Here is a 21,770-nt window from a genome sequence, read left to right on the forward strand (position 1 = left end):
GCGCCGCCCGAACCGTTGAGCCCGGCGCCGTTGCCGCCCGCCCCGCCGTCACCGCCCGTGGTGGCGCCGACGCCGCCGCGGCCCCCGGCCCCGCCCGCGCCCTGGTAAGGATTGGAGTTGCCGCCGTTGCCGCCGTTACCGCCGTGGCCGGTGACCCCCGTGCCGCCGGCGCCGCCAACGCCGCCGTTGCCGGAGATGCCGCCCGCGGTGCCACCGTTGCCGCCGTTACCGCCGTTCCCCCCGACGCCGGTCCCACCCGCGCCGCCGAGGCCGCCGCCGCCTTCGAACGGACCGCCCGTACCGCCGTTGCCGCCGTTGCCGCCGTCGCCCGTGCTGCCGGTGCCTCCGGGGCCGCCCGGGCCACCGTTGCCCCAGAGCAGGCTGCCGCCGCCGGCCCCGCCGTTGCCACCGGTTCCGCCGTCCCCGCCGGGGCCACCGAACCCGCCGGAGCCCAGCAGGCCGCCCATCCCGCCGGGTCCGCCGGTCCCGCCGATGCCGTTGGGCCCCGCGGGCCCGCCGGCGCCACCGGCGCTGCCGTGAGTCTGGTCGGGTCCGCCGAAGCCGAGCAGCCCGCCGGCCCCGCCGGGGCCGCCGTTGCCGCCCTGGGTGAGGCCGTACCCGCCGGTGCCGCCGGTGCCGCCGCCGCCGAACAGCAGGCCAGACCCGCCGGCGCCGCCGTTACCGCCGACGCCGGCGGGGCTGGAGCCGCCGGACCCACCCGGGCCGCCGACGCCGAACAACCCGGCCGCCCCGCCGTTGCCTCCCGGCGCTCCCGGGGTGGTGCTGTTGCCGCCCGCCCCGCCGTTGCCGACCAACAGCCCGCCGGGCCCGCCGGGTTGCCCTATCCCACCGACGGTGCCGCCGTTGGCGCCGTTGCCGATCAGCGGGCGCCCCAGCAGGGCCAGCGTGGGGGCGTTGATGGCATCGAGCAGGCTGCCCTGCACGTTGGCGGCCTCGGCTCCGGCGTACGCGGCCATGCCCGACGTCATGTTCTGCACGAATTGCGTGTGAAAGGCTGCGACCTGGGAGCTCAGCGCCTGGTACTCCTGCGCCTGCGCGGAGAACAGCTCCGCGACCGCGGCCGATACCTCGTCGGCGCCCGCCGCGACCACGCCCGTCGTCGCGGCCGCCGCGGCCAGGTTCGCCGCGCTGATCGCCGAACCGATGCCGGCCAGGTCGTTGGCCGCGGCCATCACCGACGCGGGAGCCGCGATCACGAACGACATGGGATACCTCCCCTATCCGATGCGCCATGACCACGAGGTCATTTCCCCCGGCGCCGCCGGTTCACCAGAGAACGCAGCCTACGCGCTCGGGGCTCAACACGCGGGGTTTGGCGCTCAACGAACGCTTTCGCCGCCGTTGCGGCTGCGGTACCGTCGCACCAACGGTAAGGGAATCGGGAAGCGGGCGAACGTGAACAAAGATGACATGATCCTGATCAGCGTCGACGACCACATCGTCGAACCCCCGGACATGTTCAAGAACCACCTGCCCAAGAAGTACGCCGACGAGGCGCCCCGGCTGGTGCACAACCCAGATGGCAGCGATAGCTGGCAATTTCGCGATGTGGTGATTCCCAACGTGGCGCTCAACTCGGTCGCGGGCCGGCCGAAGGAGGAGTACGGGCTCGAACCGCAGGGTCTCGACGAGATCCGGCCGGGGTGCTGGCAGGTCGACGAACGGGTCAAGGACATGAACGCGGGCGGGATTTTCGCCTCGATCTGTTTCCCGACGTTTCCGGGGTTCGCCGGCCGGCTGTTCGCCACCGAGGACCACGACTTCGGTCTGGCCCTGTTGCGGGCCTACAACGACTGGCATGTCGAGGAGTGGTGCGGGGCGTATCCGGCGCGGTTCATCCCGATGTGCCTGCCGGTGATCTGGGACGCCGAGGCGTGCGCGGCCGAGGTGCGCCGCAACGCCGAGCGCGGGGTGCACGCGTTGACATTCAGCGAAAACCCTTCGGTGCTGGGCTATCCCAGCTTTCACGACGACTACTGGACGCCCCTGTGGAAAGCGTTGGTCGACACCGACACGGTGATGAACGTGCATATCGGTTCCTCGGGGAAGCTGGCGGTCACCGCGCCGGACGCGCCGATGGACGTGATGATCACGCTGCAGCCGATGAACATCGTTCAAGCCGCCGCGGATCTGCTGTGGTCGGCGCCGATCAAGAAATACCCCGGCCTCAAGATCGCCCTCTCCGAGGGCGGCACCGGGTGGATCCCGTATTTCCTGGAGCGGGCCGACCGCACCTACGAGATGCACTCGGCGTGGACCCACCAGGACTTCGGCGGCAAGCTGCCCAGCGAGGTGTTCCGCGAGCACTTCTTGACGTGCTTCATCAGCGACCACGTCGGGGTGCAGCTGCGCCACCAGATCGGCATCGACAACATCGCATGGGAGGCGGACTACCCGCACAGCGACTCGATGTGGCCCAGTGCGCCCGAAGAACTCTGGGATGTCCTTCGCGCCCATGACGTTTCGGAAACCGACGTCAACAAGATGACGCACGAAAACGCCATGCGGTGGTACTCGTTCGACCCGTTCCCGGCCCACCCGCGCGAGCAGGCCACCGTGGGCGCGCTGCGCCGGGCGGCCGAAGGCCATGACGTGTCGATCCGCGCCCTCAGCCATCACAAGAAGGGCGAGCGGGTGTCCAACGCCCTGGCCGAGGCGACCCGCGGCAACAGTTAGTCCACCCGGGTGGCGTGCACCTCCCAGAACGGGGCGTGCACCCGGCCGTTCACCAGCCACGGCTCCATCGCCCGGAACCGTTCCAGCATCGGCTGCACCTGGTCGGCCATGTCCGGGTTGCGCGCGGCCATCATCTCGATCGACTCGGCGCTGATGTTGACCAGATAGGTCGTCGGGCCCAGGTAGGTGATTTCCCAGCCGTTGGCCGGCAGCACGTCGCGAAAGTCACTCTCGGACAACGACCGCATCATCTTGAAGCCGTTGACGTCATGCTCGCCGAACTCGAACATGTACAGCCGCGCCCCCGGCTTGGTCGCCCGGTGCAGCGCGTGCGCATACGACTGCTGCATCTCGGGCTCGGTGCTGAAGGTGTGGTAGAAGGCGCAGTCGACGACGGTGTCGAACCGGCCGTCGAGCCCGTCCAGCTTGGTGGCGTCAGCCACCTCGAAATCGACTGACACCCCGGCCTTTTGGGCATTTTCGCGGGCCCGTTCGATCGCGGCCTCCGACCCGTCGATGCCGGTGGCGGAGTAGCCCTTGGACGCGTAGTAGATCGCGTGGTGGCCGGGGCCGGTGCCCGGGTCGAGCACCTCGCCCTTGACCGCGCCGAGGGCGACCAGCCGCTGGACAACCGGCTGCGGGCCGCCGATGTCCCAGGGCGTGGCGGCGGGCAGCCCGTGCGACATCCGGTCGTCGCGGTACATCTCCTCGAAGCGGGTGGGATCGGTCGGGTCAAACGTGGTCATTTGGCGCCGCTCCTCCTCATCGCTTCGCTCTGCATCGTCGCCGACGCGGTCATCTCTCCCCCTCGATTTCGAATTACGGCAATGCGGTGACTAGTTGCTCGACCGGCACCCGAGGCCCGGTGAAGAACGGCGTCTCGGCGCGGGTGTGCCGGCGGGCGTCGGTGGCGCGCAGCTCGCGCATCAGGTCCACGATGCGGTCCAGCTCCGGGGCCTCGAACGCCAGGATCCACTCGTAGTCGCCCAGCGCGAACGCGGGCACGGTGTTGGCGCGGACATCCTTGTACTCGCGGGCGGCCATGCCGTGTTCGGCGAGCATGCGGCGGCGCTCCTCGTCGGGCAGCAGGTACCACTCGTACGAGCGCACGAACGGATACACGCAGATGTAGGCGCCGGGCTCCTCGCCGGCCAGAAACGCCGGGATGTGGCTCTTGTTGAACTCGGCGGGCCGGTGCAACGCGACGCTGCTCCACACCGGCGAGCAGGCCCGGCCGAGCGTGGTGGTGCGCCGGAAGTCGGCGTAGGTCGCCTGCAGCGCCTCGACGCGTTCGGCGTGGGTCCAGATCATGAAGTCGGCGTCGGCGCGCAGGCCCGCCACGTCGTAGAGCCCGCGCACCACGACGCCGCGCTCCTCCTGCTGCTTGAAAAACGTCGTCGCGTCGTCGATCACGGCGTCCCGCTGGTCGCCGAGCTCGCCCGGCCGGACCGAGAACACCGAGAACATCAGGTAGCGCAGCTGCGCGTTCAGGGCCGCAAAATCAAGCTTGGAGTCGAGTTTGGCCATGGCACCTATCGTGCCACTTCCGCTTGCAGGGCCTCGACCGCGCGCCCGGCCGCCCCGACGCACGCCGGCACGCCGATCCCGTCGAGGTAGCTGCCGGCCACGGCGAGGGTCGGCGGCAGGCCGGCGCGCACCTCGGCGACCACCTCGGCGTGGCCGGGGCCGTACTGCGGCATGGCGTCGAGCCAGCGCTGGACGCGGGCGTCGACGGGGTCGACGGTCAGCCCGAACACGTCGACCAGGTCGCTGAGCGCCCAGCCCAGCAATTCGTCGTCGGAGGTGGCCACCGCCACGTCGTCGCCTGCCCGCCCGAACGACAGCCGCAGCTGCTGGGTGTCCCCGCGCGTGCCCCACTTGCGTGACGACAGCGTGATGGCCTTGGCGCGCAACGGTTCTCCGCTCGCGACCAGGACCCCGGAGCATTGCGGGAACGGGGTGTCGGCGGGCACGGCCAAAGCCACCACCGCCGACGACGCGCTCTCGATCCGGCGCGCCGCGGCGGCGCTGCGCGGGGCGACCTCGCCGAGCAGGGCCGCCACCCGCGGGGCCGCAACGGCCAGGATCACCGCGTCGGCGGGCCAGCGGGCGCCGGTGTCGTCCAGCAGCTCCCAGCCCGGCCCGGCGGGGTCGAGCCGTTGCACCGCGGCGCGGACCCAACGCGGCCGGGCCCGTCCGACCAGCTCGTCGAGCAGCACCTGGTAGCCGCCGTCGATCGCCCCGAACACCGGCGCGCCGGTCGCCGGCGGCAGCGCCTGCCGGACGGCGTCGGTCAGGCTGGCAGCGCCGCGGTCCAGGGCCGCCGCCACGCCGGGTGCGGCCGCGCGCAGGCCGATCGTCGCGGCCGAGCCCGCGTACACCCCGCCGAGCAGCGGGTCCACCGACCGGGCCACGACCTGCGCGCCGAACCGGTCGCCGACCAATTCGGCCACCGCGGGATCGCTGCCGGGCTGCCAGCCCAGCGGTCGGGTCGGTTCGGCGTCGATGCGCGCGAGCGTCGCCTCGTCCACCAGACCCGCCACCGAAGCCGCCGACGACGGGATCCCGACGACCGTGCCGGCGGGCAACGGGTGCAGCCGGTGGTCGCTGTAGATCAGCGGGCGGGCGCCGGTGGTGCCGATCTGGCGTGCGGACAGGCCCAGCTCGGCCAGCAGCGCCGGCATCTCGGGGCGGCGCAGCACGAACGCCTCGGCACCCAAGTCCATCGGCCGGCCGCCGACGTGCTCGGTGCGCAGGATGCCGCCGAGCCGGTCGGCGGGATCGAACAGGGTGATGCTCGCGTCGGGCCCGGCGGCCGCGCGCAGCCGGTATGCCGCCGTCAGCCCTGAGATACCGCCGCCCACAACACAATACGACGGGGCCGTCATAGCGAGTGGACCAGCGCAACCAGGTCGGTCAGCACGCCGGGGTCCGTGTCGGGCAGCACGCCGTGCCCAAGGTTGAACACGTGGCCGGCCGCGCCGGCGTCCACCGCGCGGCGCCCGTCGTCGATGACGGCCCGCGCGGCGCGTTCGGCCACCGGCCAACCCGCCAGCAGCACTACCGGGTCGAGGTTGCCCTGCAGCGCCGTGCCCGGCTCGACCCGGGCGGCGGCGTCGACCAGCGAGGTCCGCCAGTCCACCCCGACGGCGGTGCACTGGCCGGGTTTCATGCCGCACTTCAGCGCCGCGGACATGGAACCCAGCAGTTCGGCGGTCCCGACCCCGAAGTGCGTCATCGGCACGCCGTATTCGGACAGGGTCGCGAAAACCCTTGAGCTGTGCGGCAACACGTATCGGCGGTAGTCGGCCAGCGACAGCGTCCCCGCCCACGAGTCGAACACCTGGATGGCGTCCACGCCGGCCTCGAGTTGCCCGCGCAGGAACGCGACGGTGAGGTCGGTCAGCTTCGACATCAGCTCGTGCCAGCTGGCCGGCTCGGCCAGCATCATCGCCTTGGTGCGCGCGTGGTTGCGGCTGGGGCCGCCCTCGACGAGATAGGACGCCAGCGTGAACGGCGCGCCGGCGAAACCGATCAGCGGCACGTCGCCCAGCTCGCCGACGAGCAGCGAAACCGCCTCGCAGATCGGCCGGATCGCCTCGGGCTCAAGGGGTTTGAACGCGTCGATGTCGGCGTCGGTGCGCACCGGGTGCGCGATCACCGGCCCGACGTCGGCGACGATGTCCAGGTCGACACCGGCCGCGCGCAGCGGCACCACGATGTCGGAGAACAGGATCGCCGCGTCGACGCCGTGGCGGCGGATCGGCTGCAGCGTGATCTCGGCGGCCACCTCGGGCTCGAAGCAGGCCGCCAGCATGCTGTGCCGCTCACGCAGCGCGCGGTACTCGGGCAGCGAGCGACCGGCCTGCCGCATGAACCACACCGGCACCCGGCCGGGCTTGCGCCCGGAGACGGCGGCCAGGTACGGCGACTCGGGGAGGTCGCGACGCGTAGGCGCAGGGTTAGTCATTGGCCTCAATGCTGCCACGACGGCTTGCCGACATCGCCGCTGCGTAACATCACGCCAATGCCGATCAGTTACGACGAGTTCCCCAGCCTGCGCTGCGAACCCAGCGAGAGCGGCGTGCTGACCCTGGTTCTCGACGCGCCGGGGCTGAACTCGGTCGGGCCACAGATGCACCGCGACCTGGCCGACATCTGGCCGGTGATCGACCGCGACCCCGCCGTGCGCGTCGTGCTGGTCCGCGGCGAGGGCGGGGCGTTCTCCTCCGGTGGCAGCTTCGACCTGATCGACGAGACCATGAGCGACTACCAGGGCCGGATCCGCATTATGCGCGAGGCCCGCGACATGGTGCTCAACATGGTCAACTTCGACAAGCCGGTGGTCTCGGCGATCCGCGGGCCCGCAGTCGGCGCCGGCCTGGTGGTGGCGCTGCTCGCCGATATCTCGGTGGCCGGCCGGACCGCCAAGCTGATCGATGGGCACACCAAGCTCGGCGTGGCCGCCGGCGACCACGCCGCGATCTGCTGGCCGCTGCTGGTCGGGATGGCCAAGGCCAAGTACTACCTGCTCACCTGCGAGACGCTCTCCGGCGAGGAGGCCGAGCGCATCGGACTGGTCTCCACCTGCGTCGACGACGAGGACGTCCTGGCCACCGCGACGCGGGTGGCCGAGGACCTGGCGCGCGGCGCGCAGGACGCGATCCGCTGGACCAAGCACAGCCTCAACCACTGGTACCGGATGTTCGCGCCCGCCTTCGAAACGTCGCTCGGCCTGGAATTCCTCAGTTTCAGCGGTCCCGACGTCCGGGAGGGCCTCGCCGCGCACCGCGAGAAGCGCCCGGCCCGATTCAACGGGGAGACGACGCCCTGATCAGGCACGACGCCCGCTGCGGGGCCCCGAAAACGCGTGGTAACGGCTTGGTCGCGACGACAGCGAAACTCGGCGCGCCTGTTTCGGCGTGTCGGGTGATGGGTCTAGCGTCGAACGCTGTGACCCGCGCCTGTGACGATGCGGAGCGGGAGCGACGAAGAGGAGCGGCGCCGTTGACCTCGACTGAACCGGCCCCATTCCGCGAGGCGGTGGCGGCGATGAACGCCGTCACCGTGCGGCCGGAGATCGAGCTGGGCCCGATCCGTCCGCCGCAGCGCCTGGCGCCCTACAGCTACGCGCTGGGCGCCGAGGTCAAACACCCCGAGCTCGAGATCGTCCCGGAACGCTCCGAGGGCGACGCGTTCGGCCGGCTGATCCTGCTGTACGACCCGGACGGCGCCGACGCGTGGGACGGCACGATCCGGCTGGTCGCCTACATCCAGGCCGACCTGGATCCCAGCGAGGCGGTCGACCCGCTGCTCCCCGAGGTGGCGTGGAGCTGGCTGGTCGACGCGCTGGAGTCGCGCCTCGAGCACACCACGGCCCTGGGCGGCACCGTCACCGCCACCACGTCGGTGCGCTACGGCGACATCTCCGGACCGCCCCGCGCCCACCAGCTCGAGCTGCGGGCGTCGTGGACCGCGACGACCCCCGACGTCGGGGCGCACGTCGAGGCGTTCTGCGAGGTGCTCGAGCACGCCGCGGGCCTGCCGCCGTCCGGCGTCACCAACCTGAGCTCTCGCTCACGCGCCTGACATGGGCGAACCGGGGGCCCCCGGGCCCGATAGCACCGCGCCCGGCAGGACCCCTGAAGCCACCCCGCTACTGCACCCGGCCGAGGGGGTTCCCGATCTCGCGGTGAGCGTCCGTGAGATCGAGGACGCCGCGCGGCTCCTGGACCGCGGGCGCGGCCCGTTCGCGGTGGACGCCGAGCGGGCGTCGGGCTTCCGTTACTCGAATCGGGCCTACCTGATCCAGATCCGGCGGGCCGGGGCCGGCACGGTGCTCATCGACCCGGTCAGCCACGGCGGCGACCCGCTGACCGTGCTGCGGCCGGTCGCCGAGGTGCTGGGCACCGACGAATGGATCCTGCACTCCGCCGATCAAGACCTGCCGTGCCTGGCCGAGGTGGGCATGCGGCCGCCGGCGCTTTACGACACCGAGCTCGCGGGGCGGCTGGCCGGCTTCGAGAGGGTGAACCTGGCGACCATGGTGGACCGCCTGCTGGGGCTCGGGCTGGCCAAGGGCCACGGCGCGGCCGACTGGTCCAAGCGCCCGCTGCCCGCCGAGTGGCTCAACTACGCGGCGCTGGACGTGGAATTGCTCATCGAGCTGCGCGCGGCGATCTCCGACGTGCTCGACGAGCAGGGCAAAAGCGGTTGGGCCGCAGAGGAATTCGACTACTTGCGCGAGGTGGGCGCCCGCGACGCCGCCCCGGTGGTGAAGCGGGACCGCTGGCGCCGCACGTCGGGAATCCACCGGGTGCGCGACCGGCGAGGCCTGGCGGCGGTCCGTGAACTGTGGACGGCGCGCGACCGCATCGCCCAGCGCCGCGACATCGCGCCCCGGCGGGTGCTGCCGGATTCGGCCATCATCGACGCCGCCCTGGCCAACCCGAAGACGGTCGAGGACCTGGTTGCGTTGCCGGTGTTCGGCGGGCGCAACCAGCGCCGCAGCGCCGAGATCTGGCTGGCGGCACTGGAGGCGGCCCGGCAGACCCAGGATCCCCCCGACGAGGCCGAGGCCCCCAACGGGCCGCCACCGCCGTCACGCTGGGCCAGGCGCAAACCGGAGGCCGCGGCGCGGCTGGAGGCGGCGCGGGCCGCGCTGGGCGAAGTGTCGGAGCGGGTGCACGTCCCGACGGAGAACCTGGTCGCGCCCGATCTGGTGCGACGGCTGTGCTGGGACTGGGAACCGGCTCCCGACCCGGACGAGGCCGTCGACGCGTTTCTGCGCGCCGGGCGGGCGCGGGCCTGGCAGCGCCGACTCGTGGACCCGCCGTTGGCCCGGGCGTTGCAGCCGCCGGAACACACCGAATGACGAAGGTTGAGTGTGAATCGTGGGCATTGCGTGTGAGTCCTGGGCGCAAAAATCGGCGAGATCCCGCCGTGAGCGCACAATGAAAGCCCTGAATGCACACCCGACTAGTCGAGGTGCTCCGGAATCTCGGCCTCGGCGACGCTGCTACCCAGCGCCGCCACCCAACCGGTGATGCGGCGGGCGATGTCCTGGTCGGTCAGCCCGAAATCGGCGAGCACCTCACCGCGCGAGGCGTGCTCGTAGAACTGCTGCGGCAGCCCGACGTCGCGGCAGGGCGTGTCGATCTCGGCGCGCCGCAGGGCGGCCGAGACGGCCGACCCCACGCCGCCGTTCACGCCGTTGTCCTCGCAGGTGACGACGAGCTTGTGTTGGGCCGCCATCTCGACGACGCCGTCGGAAACCGGCAGCACCCAGCGCGGGTCGATCACGGTCACGCCGATGCCCTGGTTGTGCAGCCGCTTGGCCACCTGCAGTGCCATCGGCACGAACGCGCCGACGCCGACGAGCAGCACGTCGTGGTTCAGCCCTTCGGCGGGCAGCGCCAGCACGTCCACCCCCGAACGCCGCTCGACGGCCGGAATGTCTTCTCCCACATCGCCTTTGGGGAAGCGGATCGCCGTCGGCCCATCACTGATGTCGAGGGCCTCGCCCAGCTCTTCGCGCAGCCGGGTCGCGTCGCGGGGCGCGGCCACCCGGATGCCGGGCACAATGTTCAACATCGACAGGTCCCACATGCCGTTGTGGCTGGCGCCGTCGTTGCCGGTGATCCCGGCCCGATCGAGCACCATGGTGACGGGCAGCTTGTGCAGCGCCACGTCCATCATGATCTGGTCGAAGGCGCGGTTGAGGAACGTCGAATAGATGGCCACCACCGGATGCATGCCGCCCATCGCCAGGCCGGCCGCCGACGTCATCGCGTGCTGCTCGGCGATGCCGACGTCGAACAGGCGGTCGGGGAACTGTTGGCCGAACGCGGTCAGCCCGGTGGGCCCAGGCATCGCCGCGGTGATCGCCACGATGTCGCGGCGCTTGCGGGCGTAGCCGATGAGCGCGTCGGAGAAGGTCGCGGTCCAGCCCGGCCCGGCGATCTTGGTGGCCTGGCCGGTGGCGGGGTCGATCACGCCGCAGGAATGCATCTGCTCGGCCTCGTCGTCCAGGGCGGGCCCGTAGCCCATGCCCTTGCGGGTGACGACGTGCACGATCACCGGGCGCCCGAAGCCGCGGGCGTGGCGCAGCGCCACCTCGACCGCGCGCTCGTCGTGCCCGTCGACCGGCCCGACGTACTTCAGGCCCAGGTCGGTGAACAGCAGCTGCGGCGACAGCGAGTCCTTGATGCCGGCCTTGACGCTGTGCATGAAGCGATAGGCGATCTGGCCGAACAGGGGCAGCGAGCGGACCGCGTCGCGGCCCTTTTCCAGCATGTGCTCATAGGCGGGCTGCAGCCGCAGGGTGGCCAGGTGGTCGGCGACGCCGCCGATGGTGGGCGCGTAGCTGCGGCCGTTGTCGTTGACCACGATGATCACCGGGCGCCGCGACGCGGCGATGTTGTTCAGCGCCTCCCAGCACATGCCGCCGGTGAGCGCGCCGTCGCCGACGACGGCCACCACGTGCCGGTTGCGGTGCCCGCTCAGCTCGAACGCCTTGGCCAGGCCGTCGGCGTAGGACAGCGCCGCGCTGGCGTGGCTGGACTCGACCCAGTCGTGTTCGCTCTCGGCGCGCGACGGGTACCCCGACAGGCCGCCCTTTTTGCGCAGGCTCTCGAAGTCCTGGGCGCGCCCGGTCAGCGCCTTGTGGACGTAGGCCTGGTGGCCGGTGTCGAAGATGATCGGGTCGTGCGGCGAGTCGAACACCCGGTGCAGCGCGAGCGTCAGCTCGACGACGCCGAGGTTGGGCCCGAGATGCCCCCCGGTCGCAGCGACCTTGTGGATCAGGAACTGCCGAATCTCGGCTGCCAGATCGCGGAGCTGCTGTTGGGAGAGGTACTGCAGATCAGCGGGCCCGCGGATCTGTTCCAGCATCCCGTTAGTCTACGCAGCCGCGGCCGGATCACTACCCGACTATTGTTCCCCCCATGCGCGCGGAGGAACTCGCCGAGGACTTCCCGGTCGTGACGGTCGACTCCGACGCCCTGGACGCCGCCCGCCTGCTCGCCGAGCACCGGCTGCCCGGGATCGTCGTCACCGACGGGTCCGGCAAGCCCTCCGCGGTGCTACCGGCCTCCCAGGTGGTCCGGTTCATCGTCCCGAAGTACGTGCAGGACGACCCCTCGCTGGCCGGGGTGCTCAATGAGTCCATGGCCGACCGCGCCGCGGACAAGCTGGGCGGGAAGACCGTCGGGGACATGCTGCCCGACCACCTCACCAACGTGCCGTGGGCCCACGCGGACGACACCATCATCGAGGTCGCCGCGGTGATGGCCCGGCTGCGCAGCCCCCTGATCGCCGTGGTCAAAGACCAGGCGTTGGTCGGCGTCATCACGGCATCCCGTCTGTTGGCCGCGGCACTCAAACACTAAAAGCCTTGAGCATCCGGGACAGTCGATGAGCGTCGTGGCGGTCGTCGTGTTCGTCGTCGCCTACGCGCTGATCGCCAGCGACCGCGTCAATAAGACCCTGGTCGCGCTCACCGGCGCAGCGATCGTCGTCGCCATGCCGATCATCAACTCCGATGACGTCTTCTACTCGCATGAGACCGGAATCGACTGGGACGTCATCTTTTTGCTGCTGGGCATGATGATCATCGTCAGCGTGCTGCGCCAGACCGGCGTGTTCGAGTACGTCGCGATCTGGTCCGCCAAGCGGGCCCGCGGCTCTCCCCTGCGCGTGATGATCCTGCTGGTGCTGGTCACGGCGATCGCGTCGGCGCTGCTCGACAACGTCACCACGGTGTTGCTGATCGCCCCGGTGACCCTGTTGGTGTGTGACCGGCTGGCGATCAACGCGGCGCCGTTCCTGATGGCAGAGGCGTTCGCCTCCAACATCGGCGGCACCGCGACCCTGATCGGCGACCCGCCCAACATCATCATCGCCAGCAAGGCCGGCCTGACCTTCAACGACTTCCTCTTGCACCTGACACCGCTGGTGATCATCGTGATGGCCGTCCTGATCGTGTTGCTGCCCCGCCTGTTTCGCGGCTCGTTCGCCGTCGACCCCGAGCGGGTCGCCGACGTCATGTCGCTGGAAGAGAAGGAGGCCATTCGCGATCACCGGCTGCTGATCGCCTGCGGCGTCGTGTTGGCGGCGGTGTTCGCCGCGTTCATCGCCCATTCGGCGCTGCACATGGAGCCCTCCATCGTCGCGCTCTTGGGCGCCGGGATCCTGATCGTGGTGTCGCGGCTGGAACATTCCGACTACCTGTCCAGCGTCGAGTGGGAAACGCTGTTGTTCTTCGCCGGGTTGTTCGTCATGGTCGGCGCCCTGGTGAAGACGGGCGTCGTCAAGCAGCTGGCGCACCTGGCGATCACCGCGACCGGCGGCAACACCCTGTTGGCCACCATGGTGATCCTGGCCGCGTCGATGTTGATCAGCGGGGTCGTCAACAACGTTCCGTACGCCGCGACGATGGCGCCCATCGTCGCCGACCTGGTCCCGGCGCTCGGCGACCACGTCAACCCCGGGGTGTTGTGGTGGGCGCTCGCGATCGGGACCGATTTCGGCGGCAATCTGACCGCCGTCGGCGCCAGCGCCAACGTCATCGTGCTCGGGCTCGCCGCGCGCGCCGACAACCCCATGTCGTTTTGGGAGTTCACCCGCAAGGGCGCGGTCGTGACGGCGATCTCCGCCGCGCTGTCGGCGCTTTACCTGTGGCTGCGGTATTTCGTGTTCGGCTAACTCGAGACTGCGTACAGATCGCGCGAAACGCCGTCGCGCTCTCAGCGCAGTCTCGACGCGGAAATTCACGTCAAAGCGTCAGCAGCGCCACGCACTCGGTGTGGTGGGTCAGCGGGAACGCGTCGAAAACCTTGATCTTCTCGACGGTGTAGCCGTGGCCGCGGTACAGGCCGATATCGCGCGCGAAAGACGCTGCCTCGCAGCCGATGTGGACCACCCGCGGGACCCCGGCCGCGGCCAGCAGGTCGATGACGTCGCGCCCGGCGCCGGCGCGCGGCGGATCCAGCACTGCGACGTCCGCTTTCGAACCGCGTTGGGCGGTCGTTAAAGCCCGGCGGACCGAGTCGGTGACGACGTCGACCTGCGGCAGGTCGGCCAGCGCGGTTCGCGCGGCCCGCGTCGCCGAGCGCGAGGTGTCGACGGTCACCACCCGCCCAGACTCCCCCACCGCGTCGGCGAGCGTGGCGGCGAAAACCCCGGCGCCGCCGTAGAGGTCCCACACGGTCATGCCGGTGGCGGGTTGCGCCCAGTCGGCGACCAGGCCGCTGTAGACCGCGGCCGCGTCCCGGTGCGCCTGCCAGAACGCGGTCACCGGCACCCGCCAGGCGCGCCCGCCCACCCGCTGCACCGCCTCGTAGCTGCCCTCCGCCACCGCGGTCGCGGTTTGCCCACCGTGGCGCAGGGTGCGCACCACGTGGCGCTGGCCGTCGTCGTCGACGGCCACGTGCAGCTGCGCGCCGGCGGGCCACGCGGCCCCGGACGAATCATGAGCCAGGCCGTCCAGCATCCCCGGCGGCAGCTGCGCGCAGCGCAGGTCGGTCACCAGCTCGTCGCTGTGATACCGGTGAAAGCCGGGCCGGCAATCCGCGCCCACGTCCAGCCGCACCCGGGTGCGCCAACCCGTCGGGCCGGAGTCCGACAGCGGTTCGGCGCCCTCGGCGCCGCTCCACTGGTGACCGCCCAGCCGTTGCAGCTGATTGGCCACGACGTGCGCTTTGAGCGCGCGGGCCGCCTCCGGCGCGGCGAACGCGAGGTCGCAGCAGCCGGCGCCGCCGACGCCGGCGATGGGGCACATCGGCTCGACCCGATCGGCGGACGGCTCGATCACCTCGAAAGCCTCTGCGTGCCAATAGGATCCGCGCTCGGCGGTGACACGCGCCCGCACCCGCTCGCCGGGCAGGGCGTAACGGACGAACACGACCCGGCCCTCGTGATGCGCCACACAGCTGCCCCCGTTGGCCGGGGCGCCGGTCACCAGCGTCAGCATGTTGGGCTTCAACGCCGTGCTCAGTCGAAGATTCCGCGTCGGGCGTCGCCGGGTGCGGCGTGCGGCTGCAGCGCCTTGAGGCGCTCCGACGAATTCAATTGCCACGGAACGGAAGTCACCATCACGTTGGGCATGAACAGCAACCGGCCCTTGAGCCGCAGCGCGCTCTGGTTGTGCAGCACCTGCTCCCACCAATGGCCCACCACGTACTCCGGGATGAACACCGTCACCACGGTCCGCGGCGAATCCTTGCTGACCCGCTTGACGTAATCGAGTATCGGCCGGGTGATTTCACGGTAGGGCGAGGCAATGACCTTGAGCGGCACACTGATGTCGCTTTCCTCCCACTTGTGCACCAGGTCTCGCGTTTCGGCGTCGTCGACGCTGACGGTCAGGGCCTCGAGCGTGTCCGGGCGGGTCGCGCGCGCGTAGGCCAGCGCACGCAGCGTCGGCAGGTGCAGCTTGGACACCAGCACCAGGGCATGATTGCGGCTCGGCAGCACGACGTCGTGCTGGGCGGCCTCCTGCTCCTCCAGCTCCCGGCTGACAGTGTGGTAGTGCTTGCGGATCAGCTTCATCATCAAGAACAGCAAGCCCATCGCGAAGAGGGCGATCCACGCCCCCGCGACGAACTTGGTGATGAGGACAACCAGCAACACCGCGCCGGTGCAAATCAACCCGACCGTGTTGACCACCCGCGAGCGCATCATCTTGCGCCGCACCCGCGGGTCGGTCTCGGTGCGCAGCAGGCGGGTCCAGTGCCGGACCATGCCGATCTGACTCAGCGTGAACGAAATGAACACACCGACGATGTACAGCTGGATCAGCGCGGTCACCTCGGCGCGGAACGCGATGATCGCCAGCAGCGCGGCCCCGGACAGGAACAGGATCCCGTTGGAGAACGCCAACCGGTCGCCGCGGGTGTGCAATTGGCGCGGAAGGTAACTGTGCTGCGCCAGAACCGAACCCAGCACCGGGAACCCGTTGAACGCGGTGTTGGCCGCCAGCACCAGGATCAGCGCGGTGACCGTGGCGATCAGCAGGAACCCGATATGAAAGCTGCCGAACACGGTCTCGGCCAGCTGCGTAACCAGCGTCTTCTGGTAGTAGTTCGGCGGGGCACCGCCCAGCTGGGTTGCGGGGTCCTCGACGAGCTGGACCCCGATCTTCTCGGCCAGCACGATGATGCCCATCAGCAGGGTCACCGCGATGGCGCCCAGCATCATCAGCGTCGTCGCCGCGTTGCGCGACTTGGGTTTTTGAAAAGCCGGCACCCCGTTGCTGATCGCCTCGACACCCGTCAGCGCAGCACACCCGGAGGAGAACGACCGCGCCACCAGGAACGCCAACGCCAAACCGACGACCTGGCCGTGCTCCGCATGCATCTGGAAACCGGCGGACTCGGCCCGCAGCGGGTTGCCCAACACGAAAATGCGGAACAGGCCCCAGCCGATCATGGCGAGGACCCCGACGATGAACGCGTAGGTCGGGATGGCGAAGGCCACCCCGGACTCCCGGATCCCCCGCAGGTTCAGAGCCATCACCAGCAGGATGGCCGCCACGCAGAACAGCACCTTGTGCTGCGCCACGACCGGGATCGCCGAGCCGATGTTCGACATCGCCGACGCCGTCGAAACCGCAACGGTGAGAACGTAATCCACCATCAGGGCGCTGGCGACGACGAGACCGGCGGTGTCGCCGAGGTTGGTGGTGACCACCTCGTAGTCGCCGCCGCCCGACGGGTAGGCGTGCACGTTCTGGCGGTAGCTGGCGACCACGACCAGCATCACCGCGGCCACGGCGAGACCGATCCAGGGCGTCATCGCGTAGGCGGTGACCCCCGCGACCGAGAGCATCAGGAAGACTTCCTCGGGCGCATACGCCACCGAGGACAGCGCATCGGAGGCGAACACCGGCAAGGCGATCCGTTTGGGCAGCAGTGTGTGACTCAGCCGGTCGCTGCGTTGGGGCCGGCCGATGAGCAGCCGGCGCGCAGCGGTCGAAAGTTTGGACACGAGAGCCAAGAGTAAGCCCACCCGGGCTTGCTAGCGTTTCGTAGGCAACAATGTTCGTCGACGGGCCGAATCCGCCGGAAGGACCTCATGTGCGCGTGGTTGTGATGGGTTGCGGCCGGGTGGGCTCGTCATTGGCCGACGGGCTCTCCCGAATCGGCCACGACGTGGCGGTCATCGACCGCGACAGCACGGCGTTCAACCGGCTCAGCCCCGAGTTTGCGGGCGAGCGGGTGCTGGGCCAGGGCTTCGACCGAGACGTCTTGCTGCGGGCCGGCGTCGAGGCAGCCGATGCCTTCGCGGCGGTGTCGTCCGGGGACAACTCCAACATCATCTCGGCCCGGCTGGCCCGGGAAACCTTCGGTGTCCGGCGCGTTGTCGCCCGGATCTACGACGCGAAGCGCGCCGAGGTCTACGAGCGCCTGGGGATCCCCACCATCGCCACGGTGCCGTGGACCACCGACCGCCTGCTCAACCTGCTCACCCGGGAAGGCGAGACCGCGAAGTGGCGCGACCCGACCGGCACCGTCGCCGTGGCCGAGGTCGACCTGCACGAGGAATGGGTGGGGCACCGCGCCACCGAGCTGGAGCAGGCCACCGGCGCGCGGGTTGCGTTCGTCATCCGGTTCGGCACGGGCGTGTTGCCGGAGCCGAAGACGGTCATCCAGGCCGGCGACCAGGTCTACATCGCCGCCATCTCCGGCCGCGCCGCCGAGGCGGTGGCCATTGCGGCGCTGCCGCCCAGTGAGGACCTCGAGGCGGGAGCCGTCAAGTGAAAGTAGCCGTCGCCGGGGCGGGCGCGGTCGGCCGCTCGGTCAGTCGCGAGCTGGTCGAGAACGACCACGACGTCACCCTGATCGAACGCAACCCCGACCACGTCGACGTCGACGCCATCCCGGCCGCGCACTGGCGCCTGGGCGACACCTGCGAGCTGAGCCTGCTGCAGTCGATACACCTGGAGGATTTCGACGTCGTCGTCGCCGCGACCGGCGACGACAAGGTCAACGTGGTGCTCAGCCTGTTGGCCAAGACGGAGTTCGCCGTGCCGCGGGTGGTGGCCCGGGTCAACGATCCGCGCAACGAATGGCTGTTCACCGACGCGTGGGGCGTGGACGTGGCGGTGTCCACGCCGCGGATGCTGGCCTCGCTGATCGAGGAGGCCGTGGCCGTCGGTGATCTGGTGCGGCTCATGGAATTCCGCCGCGGGCAGGCCAACCTGGTCGAGATCACCCTTCCCGACGACACGCCCTGGGGCGGCAAGCCGGTGCGCCGGCTGCAGCTGCCGCGGGACGTCGCGCTGGTGACGATCCTGCGCGGCCCGCGGGTGATCGTGCCGGAGGCCGACGAGCCGCTCGAGGGCGGCGACGAACTGCTCTTCGTCGCGGTCACCGAGGCCGAGGAGGAGCTGCAGAAGCTCCTGCTGCCGGAAGCGGAGCCCGCAGGCTAGTCCGCGGTCTCCGCGGCGCCGGCTTCGTCGGGGGCCGGCAGGGCGCGCTGCACGGCCCTGATCGCCGCGTACGTCGCCACCGCGGCCAGCACGGTCAGCGGCCAGCCCATCGCGATCCGCGCCACCCCGAGCCACCCGGTCTGATCGGCGTCGTAGAGCAGCCGCTGGACCACGAATCGCGCGGCGAACACCACGGTCCAGCACAGCGTGGCGATGTCGAACGCGTACACGGCCCGCGACACGGCGCGCCAGCCGCGGTCACGGCCGGTGGCCCAGCTCCATGCGTAGCCGACCAGCGGCCGACGGATCAGCACCGAGACCGCGAAGACCACCGCCCACAGCAGCGACATCCAGATCCCAAGCAGGAAATAGCCCTTCGACTGCCCCACGACGTAGGCGATCAGCGCGCAGACGGCGACGCCGATGAAACCCGAAAACGCCGGCTGGGTGGATTCGCGGCGAATGAGCCGCCACACCAACACCAGTGCCGCCACGCCGAGCGCGGACGCAATGGCGGCGACCAAACCGGACAGGCTGGACACCGCGACGAAGACGACCACCGGCAGCGACGAGTAGATCAGGCCGCTCACCCCGCCCACCTGGGTCAGCAGCCGCTCCGGGGCAACGCGATTATTAGTTACGGTTCCCCGATCGCCGGGGACGGTCACCGTTGAATTTCGTAGTGCGGGTTGTAGATCGCCTTGGTCCCGTTCTCGAGCTTGCCGACTCGCCCCCGCACCCGAAGCGTGCGGCCGGAGTCGATGCCGGGGATGCGGCGCTGACCCAGCCACACCAGCGCGACCGTGTCGGTGCCGTCGAACAGTTCCGCGCGGACCCCGCCGGAACAACCCTTGCCGTTCGTTTCCACGCTGCGCAGGGTGCCGATCATGGTGACCTCCTGGCCACGCTCACAATCGATCGCACGCTGCGCGCCGGCGCTGTCGACTTCGTCCGACAGCTCTTCGGAATCGCGTTGCTCCGGGTCCTCCGTCAATCGACGGGTGAGCCGGCGCAGATACCCTTGGGCCCCCATGGCCCCTCCTGACACTGGTGATAAAGCTTCGGCGCTTTCTCTATGCCAACGGACACCGTAGACCTCTTGGTTCCCCGGTGCCAACAGAACGAAACGTGATGTTGGACGCTGTCTGCGGGCCGGGCAATATCGAAGGGTGACTGTCGATCTGCGCGGTGTCGCGACGGTGTTGTTGGCCGGAACCGGCTCCGACGACGACTACGTCTACCGGGCGTTTTCTCACCCGTTGCGCGATGTCGGCGCCACGTTGGTCGCCCCGTCGCCGCGTCCGGATCGGTTGATCGACGGGTACCTGTCGGCGTTGGACGACGCGGCGCGCGACGGGCCGATCGGCGTCGGCGGTGTGTCGATCGGCGCGGCCGTGGCGGCCGCGTGGGCGCTGGCCCATCCCGAGCGCACGGTCGCCGTCCTGGCCGCGCTGCCCGCGTGGGCCGGCGCCCCGCAGGACGCGCCGGCCGCACTGGCGGCGCGACACTCGGCGGCGCAGCTGCGCGCCGACGGTTTGGCGGCCACGACGACGCAGATGCGGGCGTCCAGCCCGCCGTGGTTGGCCGACGAGCTGACCCGGTCCTGGCGCGCCCAATGGCCGCTATTGCCCGACGCGATGGACGAGGCGGCGGCCTACGTCGCGCCCAGTTGCGCCGACCTGGCCCGGCTGGCCGCGCCGCTGGCGGTGGCCGCGGCGGTCGACGACCCCATCCACCCGCTGCAGGTGGCCGTCGACTGGGTCGCCGCCGCGCCGCGGGCGGCGCTGCGGACCGTGACACTGGATCAGATGGGCACCGACACCGCCGCGCTGGGCGCCGCCTGCCTCGCCGCGCTGGCCGAGCTGTAGTCGATGGTGGCGACCCGCTTCGCCCGGCTACGCCGCGCTTGCGATCGCCACGTAGTCAGCCGCCGGTCGTCGTGCGCAGCTGCTGCATCGCCGATCCCTCGGCGCTGCGGCGGGCCGCCGGCTCGTCGGGCGGCTGCTCCTGGGCCTGCTGCTGCTGGGCGGCCGCGGCCGCCCGCAATTGTTCGGCCATCGGCTCGGGCAGCTGCACGGGCAACGGCGTGCGCACCGGCAGGGGTGTGTCGCCGCGGCGAACCACGGTGTCCGCCAACGCCGTTCGCGCCTCGCGCTCCAGCGCTTCCATGGTCTCGTGCGACCCGTTGACGACGCAGCGGATCATCCAGCGGTAGCCGTCGACCCCGATGAAGCGCACCACGCCCTGGGCGGTGCCGACCACCTCCCGGCCCCACGGGCCGTCCTTGATGCTGACCTTCGCCGAGTCCTTGCGCAGCGACTCGGCGAGCTCCCCGGCGACCTCGCGCCACAGGCCGCCCGTCTTGGGGGCCGCGTAGGCGGCGATGGTGAAACGGCCGTTGGCCGTGACCACCCACACCGCGCTGGGCACGCCGGTCTCGGTCAGCTCGACCTGCAGCTGGCCGGCCTCCGGCATGGGGATGAGCACCGAACCCAGGTCGAGGCGGGCCAGTTCGGCGACCGCCGGGTCGTCGAAGTCGTCGATGTCGAACGGGCCCTCGAGCTCGTCCTCGAACTCTTCGTCGACCGGATCCGCGGGAGCTTCCGTCTCGACCGCGTCGTCGCTGTCGTCTTTGCCTGATCTACCAAGTGCCATCACAAACTCGCATGTCCGCCGGAGGAACCGTGACCACCATCGCCACGGGATGTTTCGGCCAGCCCGGCCTCGTCGAACGACGACACCTCGACCAGCTCGACCAATTCGACCCGCTGCACCAGCAATTGGGCGATCCGGTCACCGCGGTGCACCACGATCGGCTCCGCCGGGTCGAGGTTGATCAGCGAGACCTTGATCTCGCCGCGATAGCCGGCGTCGATGGTGCCCGGGCTGTTGACGATCGAAAGCCCCACCCGCGCAGCCAATCCCGAGCGGGGATGGACCAACCCCACCATCCCGAACGGAATCGCGACCGCAACGCCCGTTCGCACCAAAGCCCGCTGCCCCGGGTCTAGCTTGACGTCTTCCGCGCTGTACAGGTCGACCCCGGCGTCGCCGTGGTGGGCGCGACTGGGCAGCGGAAGCTCGGGGTCGAGGCGCACAACTTTCATTTCAAAGCCAGACTGGTCGACACGGGGCCACAGACTACCCTTGACCCCGTGTCTGCTACCCGCGTCGCGCCGCACAACGTGCGATATCGCGAACGCCTTTGGGTGCCATGGTGGTGGTGGCCATTGGCTTTCGGGCTGGCGGCGCTAATCGCTTTCGAAGTCAACCTCGGTGTTCGTTCCCTGCCCGACTGGTTGCCGTACGCAACGCTGTTCGTGGTGGCCGCCGGGACGCTGCTGTGGCTGGGCCGCGTCGAGATCCGCGTCACCGCGGACCCGGCCGCCCCGGGCGGAGTCGAACTGTGGGCCGGCGAGGCACACCTGCCGGTCACTGTCATCGCCCGTTCCGCCGAGATAGCCCCCACCGCGAAGTCGGCAGCCCTCGGCCGTCAGCTCGACCCGGCGGCCTACGTCCTGCACCGGGCATGGGTCGGCCCGATGGTTCTGGTGGTCCTCGATGACCCAGACGACCCCACGCCGTACTGGCTGGTGAGCTGCCGCCACCCGGAGCGGGTGCTGTCGGCATTACGCAGCTGACC

The 21,770-nt window shown here is 70.5% G+C and carries 22 protein-coding genes; 10 read left to right on the top strand and 12 right to left on the bottom strand.

The window, feature by feature from the left end:
• A partial coding sequence (locus tag AWB92_RS10580; RefSeq protein ID WP_142282040.1) for a PE family protein occupies window positions 1–1,226 on the bottom strand: 1,226 nt, incomplete at its 3' end.
• Between the two features lie 190 nt (window positions 1,227–1,416).
• Here AWB92_RS10580 and AWB92_RS10585 point away from each other — a divergent pair.
• On the top strand, window positions 1,417–2,697 hold the full coding sequence (locus tag AWB92_RS10585; protein WP_085185689.1) for an amidohydrolase family protein: 1,281 nt from the start codon (window positions 1,417–1,419) through the stop codon (window positions 2,695–2,697).
• On the opposite strand, the gene AWB92_RS10590 is transcribed toward AWB92_RS10585, so the two are convergent.
• The 4 genes from AWB92_RS10590 to hemE all read right to left on the bottom strand — a co-directional run bounded on the left by AWB92_RS10590 (window position 2,694) and on the right by hemE (window position 6,667).
• Window positions 2,694–3,443, bottom strand: a complete 750-nt coding sequence (locus AWB92_RS10590; protein WP_085185377.1) for a class I SAM-dependent methyltransferase — start codon at window positions 3,441–3,443, stop codon at window positions 2,694–2,696. The two genes, AWB92_RS10585 and AWB92_RS10590, sit on opposite strands and share 4 nt — an antisense overlap.
• Before the next feature lie 73 nt (window positions 3,444–3,516).
• Window positions 3,517–4,224 carry a hydrogen peroxide-dependent heme synthase gene (gene hemQ, locus AWB92_RS10595; protein WP_085185379.1) on the bottom strand — a complete coding sequence of 236 codons (708 nt, stop codon included), beginning with the start codon at window positions 4,222–4,224 and terminating at the stop codon, window positions 3,517–3,519.
• Window positions 4,225–4,229: 5 nt separating this feature from the next.
• Window positions 4,230–5,585: a protoporphyrinogen oxidase gene (locus AWB92_RS10600; protein ID WP_085185381.1), complete on the bottom strand. Its 1,356-nt coding sequence runs from the start codon at window positions 5,583–5,585 to the stop codon at window positions 4,230–4,232.
• Window positions 5,582–6,667 carry a uroporphyrinogen decarboxylase gene (gene hemE / locus AWB92_RS10605; RefSeq protein ID WP_085185383.1) on the bottom strand — a complete coding sequence of 362 codons (1,086 nt, stop codon included), beginning with the start codon at window positions 6,665–6,667 and terminating at the stop codon, window positions 5,582–5,584. The genes AWB92_RS10600 and hemE overlap by 4 nt, the downstream gene beginning before the upstream one ends.
• A 57-nt stretch (window positions 6,668–6,724) precedes the next feature.
• Between hemE and AWB92_RS10610 the strand changes: the two genes are divergently transcribed.
• The 3 genes from AWB92_RS10610 to AWB92_RS10620 all read left to right on the top strand — a co-directional run bounded on the left by AWB92_RS10610 (window position 6,725) and on the right by AWB92_RS10620 (window position 9,571).
• Window positions 6,725–7,531, top strand: a complete 807-nt coding sequence (locus AWB92_RS10610; protein ID WP_085185385.1) for an enoyl-CoA hydratase/isomerase family protein — start codon at window positions 6,725–6,727, stop codon at window positions 7,529–7,531.
• 119 nt (window positions 7,532–7,650) lie between these two features.
• Window positions 7,651–8,286 (top strand): DUF3000 domain-containing protein, encoded by a 636-nt coding sequence (locus tag AWB92_RS10615; RefSeq protein ID WP_142282041.1) that lies wholly within the window; start codon window positions 7,651–7,653, stop codon window positions 8,284–8,286.
• Window position 8,287: 1 nt separating this feature from the next.
• Window positions 8,288–9,571 carry a ribonuclease D gene (locus tag AWB92_RS10620; protein ID WP_085185387.1) on the top strand — a complete coding sequence of 428 codons (1,284 nt, stop codon included), beginning with the start codon at window positions 8,288–8,290 and terminating at the stop codon, window positions 9,569–9,571.
• A gap of 104 nt (window positions 9,572–9,675) precedes the next feature.
• On the opposite strand, the gene dxs is transcribed toward AWB92_RS10620, so the two are convergent.
• A complete protein-coding gene (gene dxs / locus AWB92_RS10625) occupies window positions 9,676–11,589 on the bottom strand; it encodes a 1-deoxy-D-xylulose-5-phosphate synthase (protein ID WP_085185389.1) in 1,914 nt (637 codons plus the stop codon).
• Window positions 11,590–11,642: 53 nt separating this feature from the next.
• Between dxs and AWB92_RS10630 the strand changes: the two genes are divergently transcribed.
• Both AWB92_RS10630 and AWB92_RS10635 read left to right on the top strand, forming a co-directional pair.
• Window positions 11,643–12,086, top strand: a complete 444-nt coding sequence (locus AWB92_RS10630) for a CBS domain-containing protein (RefSeq protein ID WP_085185391.1) — start codon at window positions 11,643–11,645, stop codon at window positions 12,084–12,086.
• Between the two features lie 25 nt (window positions 12,087–12,111).
• Window positions 12,112–13,401 (top strand): ArsB/NhaD family transporter, encoded by a 1,290-nt coding sequence (locus AWB92_RS10635; RefSeq protein ID WP_085185393.1) that lies wholly within the window; start codon window positions 12,112–12,114, stop codon window positions 13,399–13,401.
• 70 nt (window positions 13,402–13,471) lie between these two features.
• On the opposite strand, the gene AWB92_RS10640 is transcribed toward AWB92_RS10635, so the two are convergent.
• Together AWB92_RS10640 and AWB92_RS10645 are read right to left on the bottom strand one after the other, a co-directional pair.
• Complete coding sequence (locus tag AWB92_RS10640; protein WP_085185395.1) at window positions 13,472–14,668, bottom strand: TRAM domain-containing protein; 1,197 nt, start codon at window positions 14,666–14,668, stop codon at window positions 13,472–13,474.
• Between the two features lie 20 nt (window positions 14,669–14,688).
• The gene (locus AWB92_RS10645; protein ID WP_068107296.1) at window positions 14,689–16,683 is read right to left on the bottom strand and encodes an APC family permease; all 1,995 of its coding nucleotides are present in this window, start codon (window positions 16,681–16,683) and stop codon (window positions 14,689–14,691) included.
• Between the two features lie 89 nt (window positions 16,684–16,772).
• Here AWB92_RS10645 and AWB92_RS10650 point away from each other — a divergent pair, with 89 nt between their 5' ends.
• On the top strand, window positions 16,773–17,456 hold the full coding sequence (locus AWB92_RS10650) for a TrkA family potassium uptake protein (RefSeq protein WP_142282042.1): 684 nt from the start codon (window positions 16,773–16,775) through the stop codon (window positions 17,454–17,456).
• Window positions 17,453–18,127, top strand: coding sequence for a TrkA family potassium uptake protein (locus AWB92_RS10655; protein ID WP_085185397.1), 675 nt, complete (start codon window positions 17,453–17,455; stop codon window positions 18,125–18,127). Before AWB92_RS10650 ends, AWB92_RS10655 begins: the two co-directional genes overlap by 4 nt.
• Here AWB92_RS10655 and AWB92_RS10660 read toward each other — a convergent pair.
• Both AWB92_RS10660 and AWB92_RS10665 read right to left on the bottom strand, forming a co-directional pair.
• Window positions 18,124–18,795 (bottom strand): DUF3159 domain-containing protein, encoded by a 672-nt coding sequence (locus AWB92_RS10660; RefSeq protein ID WP_085185399.1) that lies wholly within the window; start codon window positions 18,793–18,795, stop codon window positions 18,124–18,126. The two genes, AWB92_RS10655 and AWB92_RS10660, sit on opposite strands and share 4 nt — an antisense overlap.
• Window positions 18,792–19,160 (bottom strand): OB-fold nucleic acid binding domain-containing protein, encoded by a 369-nt coding sequence (locus AWB92_RS10665; RefSeq protein WP_068189609.1) that lies wholly within the window; start codon window positions 19,158–19,160, stop codon window positions 18,792–18,794. Before AWB92_RS10665 ends, AWB92_RS10660 begins: the two co-directional genes overlap by 4 nt.
• A gap of 136 nt (window positions 19,161–19,296) precedes the next feature.
• Here AWB92_RS10665 and AWB92_RS10670 point away from each other — a divergent pair, with 136 nt between their 5' ends.
• A complete protein-coding gene (locus AWB92_RS10670) occupies window positions 19,297–19,995 on the top strand; it encodes a hypothetical protein (RefSeq protein WP_085185401.1) in 699 nt (232 codons plus the stop codon).
• A gap of 55 nt (window positions 19,996–20,050) precedes the next feature.
• Here AWB92_RS10670 and AWB92_RS10675 read toward each other — a convergent pair whose 3' ends face one another.
• Window positions 20,051–20,785: a DUF3710 domain-containing protein gene (locus AWB92_RS10675; RefSeq protein ID WP_068107293.1), complete on the bottom strand. Its 735-nt coding sequence runs from the start codon at window positions 20,783–20,785 to the stop codon at window positions 20,051–20,053.
• Complete coding sequence (gene dut, locus AWB92_RS10680; RefSeq protein ID WP_068107290.1) at window positions 20,782–21,234, bottom strand: dUTP diphosphatase; 453 nt, start codon at window positions 21,232–21,234, stop codon at window positions 20,782–20,784. The genes AWB92_RS10675 and dut overlap by 4 nt, the downstream gene beginning before the upstream one ends.
• A gap of 48 nt (window positions 21,235–21,282) precedes the next feature.
• Here dut and AWB92_RS10685 point away from each other — a divergent pair, with 48 nt between their 5' ends.
• Window positions 21,283–21,768 carry a DUF3093 domain-containing protein gene (locus AWB92_RS10685; RefSeq protein ID WP_068107288.1) on the top strand — a complete coding sequence of 162 codons (486 nt, stop codon included), beginning with the start codon at window positions 21,283–21,285 and terminating at the stop codon, window positions 21,766–21,768.
• Window positions 21,769–21,770: the final 2 nt, after the last annotated feature.

The sequence above is a fragment of the Mycobacterium sp. IEC1808 genome, assembly GCF_002101935.1.
GTDB lineage: Bacteria > Actinomycetota > Actinomycetes > Mycobacteriales > Mycobacteriaceae > Mycobacterium.

Bases quoted from the DNA above. Each gene is read 5' to 3' on its own strand.
- AWB92_RS10590 (WP_085185377.1), bottom strand. From the start codon at position 3,443: ATGACCACGTTTGACCCGACCGATCCCACCCGCTTCGAGGAGATGTAC.
- hemQ (WP_085185379.1), bottom strand. From the start codon at position 4,224: ATGGCCAAACTCGACTCCAAGCTTGATTTTGCGGCCCTGAACGCGCAG.
- AWB92_RS10600 (WP_085185381.1), bottom strand. From the start codon at position 5,585: ATGACGGCCCCGTCGTATTGTGTTGTGGGCGGCGGTATCTCAGGGCTG.
- hemE (WP_085185383.1), bottom strand. From the start codon at position 6,667: ATGACTAACCCTGCGCCTACGCGTCGCGACCTCCCCGAGTCGCCGTAC.
- AWB92_RS10610 (WP_085185385.1), top strand. From the start codon at position 6,725: ATGCCGATCAGTTACGACGAGTTCCCCAGCCTGCGCTGCGAACCCAGC.
- AWB92_RS10620 (WP_085185387.1), top strand. From the start codon at position 8,288: ATGGGCGAACCGGGGGCCCCCGGGCCCGATAGCACCGCGCCCGGCAGG.
- dxs (WP_085185389.1), bottom strand. From the start codon at position 11,589: ATGCTGGAACAGATCCGCGGGCCCGCTGATCTGCAGTACCTCTCCCAA.
- AWB92_RS10630 (WP_085185391.1), top strand. From the start codon at position 11,643: ATGCGCGCGGAGGAACTCGCCGAGGACTTCCCGGTCGTGACGGTCGAC.
- AWB92_RS10635 (WP_085185393.1), top strand. From the start codon at position 12,112: ATGAGCGTCGTGGCGGTCGTCGTGTTCGTCGTCGCCTACGCGCTGATC.
- AWB92_RS10640 (WP_085185395.1), bottom strand. From the start codon at position 14,668: ATGCTGACGCTGGTGACCGGCGCCCCGGCCAACGGGGGCAGCTGTGTG.
- AWB92_RS10665 (WP_068189609.1), bottom strand. From the start codon at position 19,160: ATGGGGGCCCAAGGGTATCTGCGCCGGCTCACCCGTCGATTGACGGAG.
- dut (WP_068107290.1), bottom strand. From the start codon at position 21,234: ATGAAAGTTGTGCGCCTCGACCCCGAGCTTCCGCTGCCCAGTCGCGCC.